Origin of the sequence: Erythrobacter sp. CCH5-A1 (assembly GCF_001557115.1) — a bacterium.
Taxonomy (GTDB): Bacteria; Pseudomonadota; Alphaproteobacteria; order Sphingomonadales; family Sphingomonadaceae; genus Erythrobacter.
Genome location: NZ_LSKQ01000105.1, coordinates 40,738 through 57,706, shown reverse-complemented (window position 1 = coordinate 57,706; position 16,969 = coordinate 40,738). Strand labels below are relative to the sequence as shown.

General features: G+C 67.7%; 12 protein-coding genes. 4 read left to right on the top strand and 8 right to left on the bottom strand.

Translation table 11 applies throughout. From position 1 onward, the window contains the following. Positions 1-63: 63 nt before the first annotated feature. The gene (locus tag AX708_RS05440) at positions 64-1,230 is read right to left on the bottom strand and encodes an acyl-CoA dehydrogenase family protein (protein WP_066532678.1); all 1,167 of its coding nucleotides are present in this window, start codon (positions 1,228-1,230) and stop codon (positions 64-66) included. Positions 1,231-1,436: 206 nt separating this feature from the next. On the opposite strand from AX708_RS05440, the gene AX708_RS05435 reads away from it, so the two are divergent. The 3 genes from AX708_RS05435 to AX708_RS05425 all read left to right on the top strand — a co-directional run bounded on the left by AX708_RS05435 (position 1,437) and on the right by AX708_RS05425 (position 4,130). Continuing rightward, the gene (locus tag AX708_RS05435; protein WP_067489645.1) at positions 1,437-1,802 is read left to right on the top strand and encodes a metalloregulator ArsR/SmtB family transcription factor; all 366 of its coding nucleotides are present in this window, start codon (positions 1,437-1,439) and stop codon (positions 1,800-1,802) included. Between the two features lie 14 nt (positions 1,803-1,816). After that, on the top strand, positions 1,817-2,482 hold the full coding sequence (locus tag AX708_RS05430) for a carbonic anhydrase (protein WP_066532671.1): 666 nt from the start codon (positions 1,817-1,819) through the stop codon (positions 2,480-2,482). An 85-nt stretch (positions 2,483-2,567) separates the two neighbouring features. Next, positions 2,568-4,130 (top strand): SulP family inorganic anion transporter, encoded by a 1,563-nt coding sequence (locus AX708_RS05425; RefSeq protein WP_066532667.1) that lies wholly within the window; start codon positions 2,568-2,570, stop codon positions 4,128-4,130. Positions 4,131-4,152: 22 nt separating this feature from the next. Here the strand turns inward: AX708_RS05425 and AX708_RS05420 are convergent, their stop codons facing one another. After that, positions 4,153-4,518 carry a helix-turn-helix transcriptional regulator gene (locus AX708_RS05420; RefSeq protein WP_066532664.1) on the bottom strand — a complete coding sequence of 122 codons (366 nt, stop codon included), beginning with the start codon at positions 4,516-4,518 and terminating at the stop codon, positions 4,153-4,155. Positions 4,519-4,530: 12 nt separating this feature from the next. After that, the gene (locus AX708_RS05415; protein WP_066532662.1) at positions 4,531-5,679 is read right to left on the bottom strand and encodes a hypothetical protein; all 1,149 of its coding nucleotides are present in this window, start codon (positions 5,677-5,679) and stop codon (positions 4,531-4,533) included. 201 nt (positions 5,680-5,880) lie between these two features. On the opposite strand from AX708_RS05415, the gene AX708_RS05410 reads away from it, so the two are divergent. Next, positions 5,881-7,842: an alkyl/aryl-sulfatase gene (locus tag AX708_RS05410; RefSeq protein WP_066532659.1), complete on the top strand. Its 1,962-nt coding sequence runs from the start codon at positions 5,881-5,883 to the stop codon at positions 7,840-7,842. A 4-nt stretch (positions 7,843-7,846) separates the two neighbouring features. Here AX708_RS05410 and AX708_RS05405 read toward each other — a convergent pair whose 3' ends face one another. The 5 genes from AX708_RS05405 to AX708_RS05385 all read right to left on the bottom strand — a co-directional run bounded on the left by AX708_RS05405 (position 7,847) and on the right by AX708_RS05385 (position 16,889). Beyond that, complete coding sequence (locus tag AX708_RS05405) at positions 7,847-10,234, bottom strand: glycoside hydrolase family 3 protein (RefSeq protein ID WP_066532657.1); 2,388 nt, start codon at positions 10,232-10,234, stop codon at positions 7,847-7,849. Between the two features lie 97 nt (positions 10,235-10,331). Further along, positions 10,332-11,531: an MFS transporter gene (locus AX708_RS05400; RefSeq protein WP_066532653.1), complete on the bottom strand. Its 1,200-nt coding sequence runs from the start codon at positions 11,529-11,531 to the stop codon at positions 10,332-10,334. Continuing rightward, positions 11,528-12,577, bottom strand: a complete 1,050-nt coding sequence (locus AX708_RS05395; RefSeq protein WP_066532652.1) for a LacI family DNA-binding transcriptional regulator — start codon at positions 12,575-12,577, stop codon at positions 11,528-11,530. Before AX708_RS05395 ends, AX708_RS05400 begins: the two co-directional genes overlap by 4 nt. Before the next feature lie 22 nt (positions 12,578-12,599). Beyond that, positions 12,600-13,577, bottom strand: a complete 978-nt coding sequence (locus AX708_RS05390) for a family 16 glycosylhydrolase (RefSeq protein WP_066532649.1) — start codon at positions 13,575-13,577, stop codon at positions 12,600-12,602. A gap of 12 nt (positions 13,578-13,589) precedes the next feature. Beyond that, positions 13,590-16,889 carry a TonB-dependent receptor gene (locus tag AX708_RS05385; RefSeq protein ID WP_066532646.1) on the bottom strand — a complete coding sequence of 1,100 codons (3,300 nt, stop codon included), beginning with the start codon at positions 16,887-16,889 and terminating at the stop codon, positions 13,590-13,592. Positions 16,890-16,969 lie beyond the last annotated feature (80 nt).

Below are 16,969 nucleotides of genomic sequence, written 5' to 3'. Positions count from 1 at the left end.
TAGCCCAACGGGCAACGCTGGGGGGCGGGGCGGCTCAAAGGGCTGCCCCGCCCCTTGGCTTTTCTAGTCGTAGGTGCCCAGCAGTCCGCGCGCGACCACCCAGTTGTGAATCTCGGAGGGGCCGTCATAGATCCGCATCGTGCGCAGCTTGTTCGACATGAGGTAGAGTGGCAGCTCGCGGGTCATGCCCATGCCGCCATAGAGCTGCATGGCATGATCGACGATCTCGTAGGCGCTTTCGGTGCAGAAGCTCTTGATCATTGAGATCTCGCTGCGGGTGTCGCGGCCCTCGTCGATCTTCCACGCGCAGTCATAGGTCATCAGCCGCATCGCGTGGATCTTGGTGGCGGCGTCGCTGATCCAGTTCTGCACCGTCTGGCGCGCCGAGAGCGGCTTGCCAAAGGTGCTGCGCTGCGGCGCGTAGTCGATCATCATGTCGAGCGCGCGCTGCGCCATGCCGATCGACCATGATGCCATCTCGATCCGCCGCGTGCCGAGCCGCACCTGCATCGGCGCAAAGCCCTGCCCGCGCTGGCCGAGCAGCTTCCAGCCGGGGACACGGCAATCCTCGAGCGCGATCTCGTAGGTCGCGGTGCCGTCGATCATCGGGATCTTGCGGGTGACGTTGAAGCCGGGCGTACCCTTGTCGACGAGGAAGGCCGACATGCCGTTCCTGCCATTGGGGTTCTTGTCGGTCACCGCCATCAGGATCGTGAAATCGGCCTCGGCGCCCTTGGTGATCCAGATCTTGCGGCCGTTGATGATCCAGTCGTCCCCGTCCTGAACGGCGGTGGTGCGCATCCCCTGCGGGTCGGCGCCCGCGCCGGGTTCCGAGATGCCGATCGCCGAGATGGTTTCGCCGCGCACGTAGGGCTCGAGATAAGCCTCGCGCTGGCGCTCGTCGGCGGCGACCATAAGCATCCTGAGGTTCGGGCTGTCAGGTGGCAGGTAGTAGGGCACCACGGTCTTGCCCAGTTCCTCGGAGACGCCGACCATCGCCACCATCGGCAGGTTCATGCCCCCCACTTCCTCGGGCGCATCGAGGCCCCACAGGCCGAGCTCGCGGCTGACGGCATCGACCTTGGCGGTCTCTTCGGGGGTGAGATAGGTGCCTTGCCCCACATTCTCGCGGGCAATGACCGCCGCCTCATAAGGCATCAGCTGATCGCGCACGAACTTTCCGACCAGATCCTTGAGCATCTGGTGTTCGTGGGCAAGCTCGAAATTCATAAGTCCTCGTCCCTGTTTTCGATGGGGTGCGGCGCCCCTGACACCACACAATACGCAAGCTGTCACCCGCGCAGATTGAGGAGGCAGGGGATTTTTTGCGGCCGCGGCCGCCAAGCGCTGACGACAATGTCCTTTGACAAATGATACAACTTCACATACCTGAGCATGTGCAAGTATTCAAATTCTTGCACATGTGAGGGAGCCCGATGCCCAGCCGAGCCATTGTCTCGCGTGCGCTTGCCGATCTGTTCCGGCAGCTCGCCCATGCCGACCGGCTACGGCTGATCGAGGAGCTGCGGCAGGGAGAAAGGGACGTGACGACGCTCGGTCAGGCGCTTGCCCTGCCGACTTCGCGCGTCTCGCAGCATCTGGCCCTGCTGCGCGCCCACCGTCTGGTCGAAGAGCGGCGGGACGGGCGCAACCACGTCTGCCGTCTCGCCCAGCCCTTCCTCGCCGACTGGATTCTCGAGGCCCTGCCGCTGGTCGATATCCGCACCCGGCTGGAAGAGGCCGAACATATCGATGCCGCACGCGCCCTGTGGAGCGCGCCCGCCCCCAATTCGTCTCACTGAAAAGGATACCCCCGATGCCCCATTTCGCCCAAGGCGTGGTCAAGTTCCAGCGCGAGGTCTTCCCGGAAAAAGCGGAACTGTTCGAGCGGCTTGCCACCGGGCAGAGCCCCGAGGCGCTGTTCATCACCTGCTCCGATAGCCGGATCGAGACCGCGATGCTCACCCAGACCGATCCGGGCGAACTATTCATCTGCCGCAACGCGGGCAACATCGTTCCGCCGCACACCAACCAGACCGGAGGGATGACCGCCTCGATCGAATTCGCGATCGGCGCGCTCAAGATCCCGCATATCGTGATCTGCGGCCATACCGAATGCGGGGCGATGAAGGGCGCGATGAACCGGGCCGGGCTCACCACCCTGCCGCATGTGCGCGAATGGCTGGGCTATTCGCAGGGCGCGGTGGACATCACCGAGGCGATGGGCGCAGGCCTCGATCCCGAGGCCAAGATGCGGATGCTGCTCGAACAGAACGTCATCCTGCAGTTGCAGCATCTGAAGACCCATCCCACGGTTGCGGTCGCGCTGGCGCAGAAGGCGGTGACGCTCCACGGCTGGGTCTACGACATCAAGACCGGCGAGGTGTCGGCCTATGACGATGCGAACATGACCTGGGTCTCGGTCGAGGAGCGCTACGCGGCAGATCTGGCCGGAGCGATGCTCCACAGCCACGCCTGCTGATCCCGCGCCGCCAGAGCCCGCACACCCTTTGTGGGACCTGGCGCGAACCTTCCGGCTGCCCTTCCCCCTGCCTTGGAGCCTCCCTATGCTCGCCGCTTCTTCCGACCGTTTGACATCCGCAGTGATCGGCCGCGATTTCCTCGCCTCGATCGTCGTGTTTCTGGTCGCCCTGCCGCTGTGCATGGGCATTGCGATTGCATCCGGAGCCCCTCCCGCTCTCGGCCTCATTACCGGCATCGTCGGCGGGCTGGTGGTCGGCAGCCTTGCCGGTTCGCCCTTGCAGGTGAGCGGGCCGGCGGCCGGCATGGCGGTACTGGTCTACCAGCTGGTGCAGGAACATGGCCTGATCATGCTCGGCGTGGTCGGGCTGATCGCGGGCGCGCTGCAATTGCTGGCCGGCGTGCTGAAGCTCGGGCAGTGGTTCCGTGCGATTTCGCCCTCGGTGATCCACGGGATGCTGGCCGGGATCGGCGTGCTGATCTTCGCCTCGCAGCTGCACGTGATGCTGGATGACGCGCCGCGCGCCAATGGCCTGCTCAACATCGCCGCGATCCCGGAGGCGATCATGAAGGTCTTCCCGGTCGATGGCTCGGTGCACCACCTCGCCGCCATGGCGGGGATCGTGACCATCGCCACCATCGTGCTGTGGAACCAGTTCAAGCCCAAAAAGCTCGCCCTGATCCCCGGCCCGCTGCTCGGCGTGATCGTCGGCACGGCCTTTGCCATCGCCTTCGCGCTGCCGATCACGCTGGTGATGCTGCCCGAAACCCTCGCGAGCGGGCTCAACATCCCCACGAGCGAAGCCTTCGCCGGAATCACCAACCCCGATATCCTCACTCTGGGCCTCGTCTTCGCCTTCGTCGCCAGTGCCGAGACGCTGCTGTGCGCGACCGCGGTCGACAAGATGCACACCGGCGCGCGGACCGATTACGACAAGGAACTGCGAGCGCAAGGGATCGGCAACATGATCTGCGGCGGACTCGGCGCGCTGCCGATGACCGGGGTGATCGTGCGCTCGGCCGCCAATGTCGAAGCCGGGGCAACGACGCGCTTGTCGGCGATCATGCACGGCGGCTGGCTGCTGCTTGCGGTGGTCGCCTTCCCCTTCATCCTCAACGAGATCCCGACCTCAGTACTCGCCGCGATCCTCGTCTACACCGGTTTCAAGCTGGTCAACATCGCGCAGATCCGCAAGATCGCCGAATTCGGCAAGCAGGAATTGGCGATATACTTCGCGACGCTGATCGGGGTCGTGGCGATCGACCTCCTGACCGGCGTGATCCTCGGCTTCGTGCTGGCGACGGCGAAGCTGGTCTACACCTTCTCGCACCTCGAGATCCGGCGCGAGCATGACACGGCGACGGGCCGCATCGACCTGTGGATGACGGGCTCTGCCACGTTCTTCTCGATCCCGCAGCTGGGCCAGGCGCTGGAAAGCTCACCCTTCGGGTCGGAAGTCCACATCCATGTCGAGAAGCTCGACTATATCGACCACGCCTGCCTCGAGATGCTGTCCTCGTGGGAGAAGCAGCACCAGTCGACCGGCGGCGTGCTGGTGGTCGAATGGAGCGAATTGGTCGAGCGCTACGGCCGGCGGTCGGAGGAGAAGACCGAAATCCCCGGACTTATGGTGCGCCCTGCGGCCTGACGAGTGACTGCCGGCACGCCGGTCAGATGACCGGCTCGGCACCCTCGGCCTGCCACAGCTGCTTGGCATTCTGCAGATCGGTCGGGGTCGCGCGGCTGAGGCGGTGACCGATAAAGTCGATCCCCTCGATCAGCCATCGCGCCAGCTCGGGCTGTGCTAGGCTGTAAACGCGCTGCTGGCCGCGGGTCTGGGTTTCGACCAGAGCAACCGCGCGCAGCACGCCGAGGTGCTGCGAGACGCGGGTGGGCGAGATTTCGAGCAGGTCGCCCAGCTCGTTGACCGTCTGCTCGCCCGCTTGCAACTTGAGCAACAGCCGGATGCGGTCAGGGTGCGAAATCTGCCTCAACACGTGGGCCAGTTCGGTTGCGACGACCTTGCGACTTGGCATGACGATGACCCTTTAGCCCGATGTGATGTTTTCGTTAGTCGAGATAACGCGCAAGGGCGGGTTTTTGCTCCCGGCTTTTGCGTTTTTCTCATTCTTCAGTGCGCGCCACGATTGCTGGGGCCGCTTGCTGACGGCGCCGTCGCGGCACAGCATGGCGATGAAGGCGCCATCAGAGACGTCGCTGGCATAGGGCGCGCTCTCCGTGCCCTGTCCGGCGATGCCTATGCCGCTGTCGCGCAGCAGCGCCCAGGCCTCGTGCAACCGGGCGGCGGGGCGCTCGGCTCCGGCGGCGTGCAGCGTCAGAGCGAGGGCATGGATCAAAGCCGGCGCATCGAGCGGCAGACGGCTCATTGCCTCGCCGGGCGCTTCGCTGGTGACGAGCCGCAGCGCGCCCTCGCCCGCAAACCACAGCATCGGCCAGGCCCGGCGCGCGCCGCCGGCATGGGCCAGCAGGGTGAACACGGTGCTGCGCAGATCGGGCATGGCGATCACCGCGTCCCACGGCGTGCGCGGACGTGTCAGGACAGGCAGCGCCTCTTCGAGCGTGAGAATGTCCAGCGTCACGCCCGCACCGTTCGCCACCTTGCCCGCGGCAAGCAGGCGCGTCGCGACTGCATTGCGCTGGCGGGCGGTGACGATGATCGCGATCCGCTCGCGGGCTTCGGTGCGGGCGGCGCGGATCATCGCGGTGAGCACCCCGGCACGCGGCACCGGCACCGCGCCGGCCTCATCGGCAATGCAATGCGCCGGGTGCGGGCTCATCAGCATCACATCGAGCCCGCCCAGCCCCGGGGGCGCGCCGCGCGGGTGATCGATGCAATAGCTGGCGACGAACTGCGCCTGCGGCAGGTGGGCAACGCCGCCGTGCTGGAAGGCGGCCGGGCTCCAGCCGAACCACGGAGCGAACAGCGCAGGCTCCCCGGTGACGGACATCGTCCAGTCGGCCAGGCGCTTGAGCCGACCGGGGCGGGGCGCAGGAACGATATCGGCCGCAATCCCCAGCCAACCGAGCAGCCCGTCCAATGCCCCGCGCCATTCATCGGGGATCTCGGTTTCGGGATGCGCCAGCGTGAAGCGCGCCTCGACCAGCGCGAGCTGCGGCCGGAGGCGCGGGGACGGGGCGCAGGCTAGGGTGGCCGGAATCGGGCGCGTCTGGTCCATGTGCCGTGTCCTTCGCGGGGCGGTGAGAGGTGACGGCGTCTGATAGCGACGCGGCCTTGATCGGAAAAATTCAATCTTTGGTTGCAAGCGTTCTATTTTTTGAATGCATGAAGCTAACAGCTTTCGCTGCGCCCCACCCCCGCTTGAAACTGCGTCGTCACACGGGCATCACTGGCGCGGGAGAAGAGGGGTACCACCATCATGAAGTTTGCAAGCCTGCGCGCCGCGTCGGCGCTGGCCGTCGTCATCGCCGCCAGTTCGGGCGCGGCGCAGAACGCTCCTGGCCCGGCGAGCGAGGCGACCAGGGCCGGACAGCGCGAAACAGCCGCAGCTCTCCCGGCCGAAGGCAGCCGCGATGCGGCAGATTCGCAGCGCGGCTTCCTCGCCACGCGCAAGGATCCGGTGATCATCGCCGCGAACGGCAAGCAGGTCTGGAACCTCGACGCCTACGCCTTCGTCACCGGCACCGCGCCCGAAACCGTCAACCCCTCGCTGTGGCGACACATGAGCCACCTGAAGCGCCATGGCCTCTTCGAGGTGACGAAGAACGTGTGGCAGGTGCGCGGCTTCGATGTCTCGAACATGACCGTGATCCGCGGGCAAACCGGCTGGATCATCATCGACCCGCTGACCAGTGTCGAGGCGGCGAAGGCCGCGATGGAGCTGGTCAACCAGACGCTCGGCACCCGGCCGGTCAGCGCGGTGCTCTATTCGCACAGCCACGGCGACCATTTCGGCGGCGTGCGCGGCGTGGTGGACGAGGCAGCGGTCAAGGCCGGACGCGTCGCCATCATCGCGCCTGAGGGCTTCATGGAGGAGGCGACGTCCGAGAATGTCATCGCCGGCGGAGCCATGACCCGGCGCGCGGCCTACCAGTTCGGAACGGGGCTGGCCCCGGGCGCGACCGGACAGATGGGCAGCGGCATCGGCATGGGGCTGTCGGTCGGCACGCTCTCGCTGATCCCTCCGACCGACACCATCGCAGCGACCGGCGAGACGCGGGTGGTGGACGGCGTGGCGCTCGAATTCCAGATCGTCTCGGGCTCCGAGGCTCCGGCCGAATTCAACGTGCTGATCCGCCCGGAAAAGACCTTCCTCGCGGCCGAGATCGCCACCTGCACGCTGCACAACATCCTCACCCCGCGCGGCGCCAAGGTGCGTGATGCGCGGGCCTGGGCGCATTACCTCGACGAAGCTGCGATCCGGTATGCGCCGCAATCCGACGCGGTGATCTCGAGCCACTGCTGGCCGATCTTCGGGCGCGAGGCGGGCACCGCCTGGCTATCCGCCCAGCGCGACAATTACCGCTGGCTCCACGACCAGACCGTGCGCCGCATGAACCGCGGCGATACCATGGCGGAAATTGCCGAGGCGCTGGAGGCCGCGCCCCCGCCGGGGAACAGCGCGGAGTGGTCGACGCGCGGCTATTACGGGACGATCAGCCACAACGCCAAGGCGATCTACCAGTTCTATCTCGGCTGGTACGATGCAGTCCCGGCCAACCTCCACGCCTATCCGCCGGTGGAGCGCGCGACCAAGCTTGTCGAGGCGCTGGGCGGCGCGGACCGCACGCTGGCGCTGGCTCGCAATGCGATGGCTGCGGGCGATTACCGCTGGTCGTCCGAACTGCTCCAGAACCTCGTTTTTGCCGATCCTGCAAACGCCGAGGCCAAGGCGCTGCTGGCGACAAGTTACGAGCAGCAGGGCTACCAGGCCGAGAGCGCGATCTGGCGCAACCAGTTCCTTGCCGCAGCGAGCGATCTGCGGCGCGGGCGCGCGCAGACGGCGGCGGCCCAGCCGACCGACCTCATCGCTGCGCTCGCCACGCAGGAACTGCTCGATTCCGCCGCAACCCGCTTTGCGCCCGAACGGCCGGGGCCGCGGGGCATCACCATCGGCATCGAACTCACCGATCGCAAGGAGCTTGCCAGCCTTGAGATCACCGGCCAGACCCTGATCGGCCGTGTCGGCGCCCTGCCCGCCAGCCCTGCCGCCAACATCAAGGGACCGCGCGCGCTGCTGCTGGCGCTCCTGTTCCTGAAACAGCCCGTCGCCGCGCTCGAGAAGGCGGGGCTCGAAGTGACCGGCGACAAGGCCGCGCTGCAGGCACTGGTCGACAACCTCGACCCGATGCCGCAGGGTTTCGACATAGTGCTGCCCTAGCTGGCTAGAACGAACACTCCGCGCCTGCGGCAGTCTCGTCGCGGGTGATTTCGCCGATCTGGAAGGCGAAGGGCGCTTCTGAGGCGAAGGTGAGCTTGCCGCCCGTCTCGCCGAGGCACTTGGGCGTGAGCACTATTTCGCGCCAACCCTTGCCTTCGGCGACCGAGAGGCCCTGGGTGATATCGAGCGGCTTGCCGCCCGCGGTTACGGTGACGGGCGCGGCGGGACGCTGGTTCACGAGATAAGTGATCCGGAAGGCAGCGCCGCTGGCCGGACCGGTGAGCGAGAGCCGCGCGCCCGGGCCAAAGGCGATGCGGCGTGCGTCCTCCTGCGCCTTGCGGTCGACCCCAGTCGCGACGATCCCGTTGCCGCTCCCGCGCAGGTCGGGAAGCAGCGCATTGTCGGCAAGCGCCTGCACCCGCGCACCGAGCTTGCCGCTCGCGAACCAAGCGGCGCCCGCGTCATGGCTGAGCGCCGAGCAGGTCTCGTCGAGGGGAACGGGCGCGATGCGCGGCGCGGCGAAGCCGAGGCCGTAGCCGCGGGGAAACAGCGCGCCCTCGGGCCAGTTGACCGGCGCGCCCTCGCAGGTCTTGGGCCAGCTGAAGGAGAGCCGCCCGGTGGGCTGCACCTTGCCGAACAGCACGTCGGCTACCCCTGCGCCCTCGCTGCCGGGAAGCCAGGCGGCGACAAAGGCATCGGCGGCGTTGAGCTCGCGATTGACCCACAGGGGCCTCCCTGAGAGGAACACCGCCACCGTCGGCACGCCGCGCGCCTTGTAGGCCTTGAGCAGGGCGAGACCCTCCTTGTCGCGGAAGGCGAGGTCCTTCCTGTCGCCGACGAACTCGGCATAGGGCGGCTCGCCGAAGACGACGATCGCGATGTCGGGCTTGCTGGCGGGGCTGCCCTTGGGCGCGAGCACCGCCTCGCCGCCGGCCGCCTTGGCTGCCGCAGCAATCCCGCCCCAGATGGAGGTCGCGCCCGGGAAGTCGTTGGCGGTGAGGTCACCCCCGCCCTGCCATGTCACCGACCAGCCCCCGGCCTGCTGGGGAATGTTGTCAGCCGCCGACCCCGCAACCTCGATCCGTGCGCCCGCCTTCAGCGGCAACACACCGGCATTCTTTAGGATCACCTGCGATTTGGCCACCGCCTCGCGGGCGAGCGCGCGGTGTTCGGGCGAGCCGAGCAGCGCCCACTTGCCGCCATTGGGCCGGGCGGAGGGCTTGACCTCGCCGTCGAGAATCCCGAGCGCCTGTTTCATCCGCAACACCCGGAGCACCGCCTCGTCGAGCCGGGCCATGGGGATCGTGCCGTCCTTGACCTGCCGAACGAGGCTGGCGTGGAGCGCCTTCCAGTCCTCGGGCACCATGTAGATGTCGAGCCCCGCGAGCAGCGCCTGCGGGCAATCGGAATTGGTGCAGCCCTTGATCTGGCCGTGGCCGTTCCAGTCGCCCACCACAACGCCGCCGAAGCCGAGCTTCCCGCGCAGTTGATCGGTCAGCAGGGGCTTGTTGCCGTGCATCTTGGTGCCGTTGATCGAGTTGAAGCTCGCCATCACGCTCGCTACCCCGGCGTCGATCGCGGCCGGGTAAGGCGCGGCGTGGATTGCCATGAGCTCGCCAAGGTCGCCATTCACATCACCCTGGTCGACGCCCTGCGCCGTGCCGCCGTCACCGAAGTAGTGCTTGGCCGTGGCCGCGACCTTGCCGGGGCCGAGATAGCCGGGCTCGCCGGGGCGGCCCTGCAGCCCCTCGATCATCGCCGCGCCGAGCTTGGTGACGAGCGCGGGGTCTTCGGAATAGCTCTCGTAGGTGCGGCCCCAGCGATCATCGCGCGCCACCGCGACGGTGGGCGCGAAGGTCCAGTCGAGGCCTGTCACCTCGATTTCGGTCGCGGTTGCGGCGCCGATGCGGCGGACGAGGTCGGCATCGCCCGCCGCGCCCAGCGCGATATTGTGCGGGAAGACCGTCGCGCCCGGGACATTGGCGTGGCCGTGCACCGCGTCCGTCGCCCAGATCGCGGGGATCACGGGCTCGCCGTCCGGCAGCGGGGCGGTGGAAGCCTCCCAGATAGCGTCGGCGAGCTTCAGCCAGTCGGCCGCAGGGGCCTTGTCGTTGCCATAGGGGCCGGAATTGCCGCCGTTGAGAATCGTGCCGAAGCGGTACTGGCGCATGTCCTCGGGGGTGATCGAGCCGATGTCGGGCTGGATGATCTGCGCGACCTTGCGCTCGAGGCTCATCCGCGCGAGCAAGGCTTCGGGGCTGTTTTCCGCTGCTGCCGGAGCCTCGGCGACGGGCGCGCTGACCGAGCGGACCGGTTCCTGCGTGCTGCACCCTGCCACCAGCGCGCCGAGCGCTGCCCCGCACACCAGCCGACCCACTGCCTTAAGCGCCATCTCGCCAGTCCCTCCCAGAACCCTGCTCGTTTTTCTTGAGAACGTTATCAAACTATGCCGCCGCGCGCCCGCTTTGGCAAGCTTCAAGCACGGCGGGTTAGGCGCGGCGCAGCGCGCCCGCAAGCAGCGCCGCGCTTCCCAATGCAAGCCCCGCGAACAGTACGAACAGCGCGCCGTAGCCGAACTGCGGGACCAGCATCACCGTCAGCCCGGGCATCACCATCCCCGGCACGGTGTTGGTGAGGTTGAACACCCCGAGGTCGCGCCCGCGGTGCTGGGGCGCAGGCAGGACGCGCAAGGTCTGGCCCGAATGGAGCGCGAGGAACACCGCTGCCGCGAGGCCGAACAGGACATAGCCTGCGATGGCCCAGGCAAGGGTCTGCGCCGCCGCCATCACCAGCATCCCGCCGGCGCACAGCAGCGCGGCGGCGACCAGCGGCGCCACCGGCCGCGCCTTGGCATCGGACCAGCGCCCGAGCAGCAGAGACAGCGGCACCGAGGCCACCAGTACGAGGCTGAAGACGTTGGCCGCCCCGTTCTCGGGATAGCCCGGCGCGATCGAGCGCAGCCAGTAAAGCAGGAAGGCGAACATGCCGCCTTCCGCCACTTGCACCAGCAGCCGCGCTGCCCACATCCGCGCCACCACCCGCTCGCGCACCGGCACGGGCTCGGCAGGCGCGGGAACGGGGGCGACCAGCGCAGGCCGGACGCGCCCCTTGCCCAGCAGCACCGCAGGCAGCACCAGCGCGCTCACCAGCACGGCGACCAGCGCCAGCCGCGCCTGCGGCGCCACCAGCCCCTCCCATGTCACCAGCGATCCCGCCAGCGCTCCCAGCGCCGGCGACAGCGCCAGCGCGCCGCCGAGCACGCCCTTCTGCTCATCGGGAAAGCAATCGCCTGCCCAGGCCATCAGCGGGCTCAGCATCAGGTTGAGCGCCACCTGCCAGACCATCACCAGCCCCACGATCTGCGCAATGCTCGTCGCCGACCCCACCGCCAGCAGCAATGCGTTCGAGAGGAGCAGCCCGGCAATGACGAAAGGCCGCCGCGCGCGGGCGCGGTCGCTCAGCATGCCGACGACGATGTTGGCGATGCTCGCCATCACGGCCCCAAGGAAGCTCACCTGGGCGAGAGCGGCGACATCTTCCCCGCCCTGAAGCTCGGCAATGCGCTGGGGGAGAAGCACGGTCAGCAGCGGCACATAGGCGACCGCGCCCCCCGCCGCGGCCAGCGCGAACAGGGCAAGGAACCAGACCGGCTGGCGCAGGGTGGCCGGGGCTGAGGGCCCCTCGCTCAAGCGCGTGCCGGTGCGGTCGAGGCGCGCTCGACCAGCGCTGCGGCAACCTCGATCACCTCCTCGCCCTCGCCATTGCCGCCGCGTTCGATCAGCCATTCGGCGGCGCGCGCCACGGTTTCGGCGATGGGCTGGTCGATCGCGGTCAGCGGCGGCTGGGTGAAGCGCACGATCGGGGTGTTGTCGAAGGAGATCAGCGACAGGTCGCGCGGCACTTCGAGGCCCCGCTCGCGCGCGACTTCGAGTGCGGCGAGCGCCATCTGGTCGGAAGAGGCGATGATCGCGGTCAGGTCGGGATCGCGCTCGAGCAGCGCGCGGGCGGCGCGGCTGCCGCTCTCGTAGCCGAAATCGCCCACTTCGAGGAGGCCCGCGTCGGGCAGACCCGCTTCGGCGAGCGCCCGGCGCCAGCCCTCGATGCGCCAGCCCGAGAGGCTGTATTGCGCGGGCCCCGCGATCATCGCGATGCGGCGGTGGCCGAGCGCGGCCAGCCGGGCAGTGGCAAGATGCGCCGCGCCCGCATCGCCCATCGTGAGCCGGATGCCAGCCCCCGGCGCATCCGATCCGATGCGGGCGAAGGGAATGCCGCGCGCCGCGAGCAGAGCGGTAATGAGGGCGTTCTCCGAATGCGGCGGGGTCAGGATCACGCCATCGGGCTGCAAGGCCGAAAGCGCTGCGCCCAGCTCGCGCTCGACATGGTCGGAATGGGTGTCGACCAGTTCGACCATCATCCGGTAGCCGTGCTTCGAGCAGGTCAGGATTCCGCCCAGCAGCATCTGGTCGACCCAGTCGGTCCCCTGCCGTTCGCGCCAGTCGGCAAGGGTGCGTTCGCGGTCGTTGATGGCAAGGATGATGTAGGAGCGCGATCCGCTCATCCGCTGGGCGGCGAGGCTCGGGACATAGCCCAATCGGTCGATCGCGGCCTGCACCTTGTCGCGCAGCTGCGGGCGCACGTTGGGGCCGCCGTTGACGACCCGGCTCACCGTCTGGAGCGAGACGCCCGCATCCTCGGCGACGTCCCTGATCGTGACTGTCTTGCGCACCCGCGCCATGGCCCGCTCGTTCCCGTCCCGCCTACCTGATGCAGGCCCGCCCCGTCGCGGGGTCGCTGGCGCAGCGGTAGACCCTTATCCAATCGATTGCGAATTGCGCGGGAAAGCTGCTGCCTGCAACCCCCTTGGCATTGTTTTCTTCCGCCAGCCGCCCGCCGACGGCAAGATTGGCCATGATGTAGAAGGGCTGATCGAAGGGCGCGGCGGGGTTGCCTTTGGCACTGGGCGCAGCGGTGCTCCACTGGTCGGCGGTGACGGTGAGGTGCACGCGGTCATCGACGAGGAAGCGGATCAGCCCCTCGCCCCATTCGACCGCGTAGACGTGGAACCCGTCCGAGGGCAGCGCCAGGCTTGGCAGGGCGTTGCGGTGATCGACATAACGGTTCTCCGGGGCGAAGTCGCCGAAGTGGAGCGCGCTGATCGTCCGGTTCTCGCCCACGCCGCCCGCGCAGTCCTTGCATTTGGCGCCGATATTGACCGCTTCGAGGATGTCGATCTCGCCCGAGCGCGGCCAGGGACCGTAGGCGGGGTTGTCGGGCATCATCCAGATCGCGGGCCAGGTGCCCTGTCCCGCCGGCACCTTTGCGCGTGCCTCGATCCGGCCATAGCGCCAGGCGTGGAGCCCGATGGTGCGGACCTTGCCCGAGGTATGCGATTGCACGAGAGTCGGATTGTCCCGCTCGGCAATCTCGGGCGGGCGCGCGGGGCCGGCGAAGCGTTCCTTCCTGGCCTTGAGCAGCAAGAGCCCGCCCTCGACCGCGATGTTCTCCGACCGGTCGGTGTAGCACTGGCGTTCGTTGTTGCCCCCGCCCCAGCACGAGACCTCGGGCGTCCACTTGCTGCGGTCGAGTGCGGTGCCATAGAATTCGTCGGCCCACACCAGCTCCCAGCCCGCCCCTTCGCGCGGGGCGAGAGGTTGTTCGGAGGGAGGCGTGGTGGCCCCCAAAAGCAGCAGGGCCGCCGAGAGCGTCCCCGCTTTCAGCAGCCCTGCAATTGTCATGGTCTTGCCCTCTTAGAAATCGAAGCGGGCGAGGAAGGTGAAGCGACGGTCGTTGCGGAAGGCCGAGCGGATCACCCGCGTGCCGTCGAAGTCAACCACCTGGCTGGTACGCGTCACCTCGTCGAGCAGGTTCACCCCCTGCACCCCGAGCTTGAGGCCGTTGCGGACCGTGACGAAGATCGACCCGTCGAGCTGCCCGGTCGATTCGCCCCAGATCGGCGAGAAGGGGAAGATGTCGTCACGCGGGGTGATCAGGAAGGCCGAGCGCCAGTTGTAGGCAAGGCGCGCCGAGAGCCAGTCCTTCTCGTAGAACACCGTGCCGTTGAAGGTGCTCTCGGAAATCCCGGCGAGCGGCTGCGCGTCGGCAAACGGGCCGAGGTTCCCCGCGCGGTCGGTATTGGTGAAATCCGCGCCGTCGACATAGGTGTAGGTCAGCTGCGAGCCCAGCCCGCTCAGCAGGCCCGGCAGGAAGTCGTAGGTCTGCTGGTAGCTGATCTCGAAGCCCTTGAGCGTGCCGTCCTGCTGGTTGACGGGGCGGTTCACCTCGACCTCGAGCGAGGGCACCCGCGGGCTGGAGAAGTTCACCACCTCCACAGCATTGTCGATGATCCCGCTCAAATCCTTGACGAAAGCGTTGAAGGTCAGCGAGCCGACCCGGCTGAAATACCATTCCGCAGTGAGGTCATAGTTCCAAACCCCGATCGGCCTCAGATCGCGATTGCCGGTTCTGAGCGCGAACAGCGGACCGGTCGCGAGCGTGCCCTGGGCGCGCAGGACGCCGGTGTTGTCGCCGATAGCCCCGCCAGAGCGGTACGCGCCGAGATCGGGACGGCTGATCCCGCGCGAGACCGCGGCGCGGAACAGCAGGCCATTGCCGGTGTCGAGCAGCGCGTTGAAGCTCGGCAGCCAGTTGCTGAAGGTCTCGTTGCTGCGATCGTCGAGGATTTCGGTGGTGTAAGCCGCAGCAAAGGTGGCGAGGCGCGCCGGCGAAAGCGAGCAATAGGCCGGGCGCTGGTCGGCCGGCAGGTTTTGCGCCTGGGTGCAGGCGGCCTGAACCTCGGACAGCTGCGCGATCCCGTCGCCATTGCCGCCCGCCGCCGGAATGTCGAATTGCTGGGCGTTGGGGAAGCCGATCAGGCCGCCCGCCGACACCTCGGTCTCGACATAGCGCAGCCCGATATTGCCTGAGATCTTCCAGCCGTTGTTGAAATCGCTCCCGAAGTCGACGCGGGCATAAGCGGCGCGGGTTTCCTCCGAGACGATGTCGAGCTCGTTCGGGCAGAACGGGTCGCACGGCGTGGAGGTGCGGGTGACCGGATCGAAGAAGGTGCGCCCGTTGACGCCGATATAGGGGTTGGGGGTCTGCGAGAAGACGTTGATCGCGCGCCCCTGCTGGTCGGTCAGGCCGCCCAGATACTCGCCGAGGAAATCGTCCCCGCCGTAGAAGAACGCGCCGCCTGGCAGCGGGGCAGGCGCGTTGCCGCGCTGGAAGCCGCCATCGAACGGCGTGCGCAGGTTTGAAAAGGTCGGGAAATCATCCACAAACGCGCCGCCGCCGATCGCAAATTCCTGGCCGGGAAGCCCGGTGAAGAATCGCCCGGGCTGGAACCCGCCGGTCGCCGCGCAGCCCGGCCCTGCGTTCCACGGCGCGCAGCCCGCGCGGCCGGCCCAGGGCGCCGAAAGATTACCCCAGGTGCTGAAGGCGGTGTCGCGCGTCGCCCGGTTGCGGTCGGACCAGCGCGCGCCGAACTTGGCCTGCTTGAAGAAGCCGTCGTCGCTGATGTCGTATTCGGCATCGAAGCGCAGCGAATCGATTTCGCCATCGTTGCGCGTGACGCTGTCGATCAGGAACCAGTAATAGGTGTTGCGCCCCGAGGTGAAGTAATCGGCCGGAGCGCCCGGAGGCGCGAGGAACTGGACCTGCGGGGTGCGACCGGTGTTGTCGATCGCGATATTCGCCCAGCTCGCCATCGTCCCGATGACCGCATCCTGCGCCAGTTCGGACTTGATGCGCTGCGCCTCGAAGTTGACCCGGAAGCGGTCGGTGATGCTCCAGTCGATATCGACCGAGAAATCCTCGGTGCGCGAGGTGGTTTCGCGCTGGAGACGCAGCGTCTCGAGCGGGATGCCGCCGCGGCCGAAGGGGTTGGCGTAGGCATCGCCGATGCGCTGGCTGAGCACGCCGCGCTGGAACACGCCGTTGCTGTCAAACTCCCAGGTGCTGCCCGCGGCCGGAACCGGGAACAGCGCGTCGTCATTGACCAGCGCCAGCGCCGAATATTCGTCGGCCGCAAAGGTGGTGTCGGAACGCAGCCATTCGAAGGTGAACAGGAAGTCGCGATCCGGGCTTTCGTACTGGAGCACCGCCGAATAGGCCTCGCGGTCACGCTCGAGCCTGGTCGTGCGCACGCCTGCGCCCTTGGGCACCAGTACGCTGCCGGCGGGCGGGAAATTGCTCGGGTCGGCGATCGGCCCGGGCTGGAACCCGCCGCTGCCGACGGGACGCGGACGGAAGCACGGCCCGTTGAGCGTCGCAGCGCGGTAGCAGGGATCGGTGATCTGCGAGGCATCGGTGCGGCTCACCAGTTCGGAGCGCGCATAGCCGAACTGGAGGCCGAGCGAGCCGCGCTCGCCCTCGAAGGTCTTGGTGACCAGCACCGAGCCGCCCGGCGACCATTCTTCCTGAAGGTCACCGATATTGCCTTCGAGCGTGCCCGAAATGTGGAAGCCCGGCCGGTTGAGCGGCTTGCGGGTGGTGAGGTTGACCGTCCCCGCGATGCCGCCTTCGATCATGTCGGCGGTGAGGTTCTTGTACACCAGCACCGAGCTCAAGAGCTCGGGCGAAAGGTCGTTGAAGTTGAGCACCACGCCGCCATTGGCGGAGAAGACGTCGCGGCCGTTCAGCTCGGAGCGCACATAGGGCAGGCCGCGGATGATGACGCCGGTGCCTTCGACCGAGAAACGGTCGGGATCGGAAGGCTTCTCGAAGCGGCCGATGTTGACGCCGGGCACACGCTGCAAGGCTTCGGCGACCGAGCGGTCGGGGAGCGCGCCGATGTCTTCCGCCGTGATCGCGTCGACCACGGTGTCGGCATTGCGCTTGATGCTCTGCGCGTTCTGCAGCGCGGCGCGGTAGCCGGTGACGATGATTTCGGAGCCGGGTTCTTCGGCAGGCGCGGCGGCGGCGTCCGGATCCTCGTCCGGTGTGGCTGCGTCCTGCGCCAGCGCGGGATTGGCCGCAGCGATCGCGAGCACCGAGGCGGTGCCGAGGACGAAGAGGCGCCGGCGCGGCGCAAGCTTGGCGGTGTTCATGATGTGTCGTCTCTCCCCATTCCGCGCGACAGGTTCGTGCCTGAAGCTGCGGGCTGCAGCGCGGTTGTAACCGATATTGA

Excerpts from the sequence above, each read along its gene's own strand:
- AX708_RS05410 (WP_066532659.1), top strand. The coding sequence starts at position 5,881 with ATGAAGTTTGCAAGCCTGCGCGCCGCGTCGGCGCTGGCCGTCGTCATC.
- AX708_RS05430 (WP_066532671.1), top strand. The coding sequence starts at position 1,817 with ATGCCCCATTTCGCCCAAGGCGTGGTCAAGTTCCAGCGCGAGGTCTTC.
- AX708_RS05440 (WP_066532678.1), bottom strand. The coding sequence starts at position 1,230 with ATGAATTTCGAGCTTGCCCACGAACACCAGATGCTCAAGGATCTGGTC.
- AX708_RS05390 (WP_066532649.1), bottom strand. The coding sequence starts at position 13,577 with ATGACAATTGCAGGGCTGCTGAAAGCGGGGACGCTCTCGGCGGCCCTG.
- AX708_RS05425 (WP_066532667.1), top strand. The coding sequence starts at position 2,568 with ATGCTCGCCGCTTCTTCCGACCGTTTGACATCCGCAGTGATCGGCCGC.
- AX708_RS05405 (WP_066532657.1), bottom strand. The coding sequence starts at position 10,234 with ATGGCGCTTAAGGCAGTGGGTCGGCTGGTGTGCGGGGCAGCGCTCGGC.
- AX708_RS05435 (WP_067489645.1), top strand. The coding sequence starts at position 1,437 with ATGCCCAGCCGAGCCATTGTCTCGCGTGCGCTTGCCGATCTGTTCCGG.
- AX708_RS05395 (WP_066532652.1), bottom strand. The coding sequence starts at position 12,577 with ATGGCGCGGGTGCGCAAGACAGTCACGATCAGGGACGTCGCCGAGGAT.
- AX708_RS05420 (WP_066532664.1), bottom strand. The coding sequence starts at position 4,518 with ATGCCAAGTCGCAAGGTCGTCGCAACCGAACTGGCCCACGTGTTGAGG.
- AX708_RS05385 (WP_066532646.1), bottom strand. The coding sequence starts at position 16,889 with ATGAACACCGCCAAGCTTGCGCCGCGCCGGCGCCTCTTCGTCCTCGGC.
- AX708_RS05415 (WP_066532662.1), bottom strand. The coding sequence starts at position 5,679 with ATGGACCAGACGCGCCCGATTCCGGCCACCCTAGCCTGCGCCCCGTCC.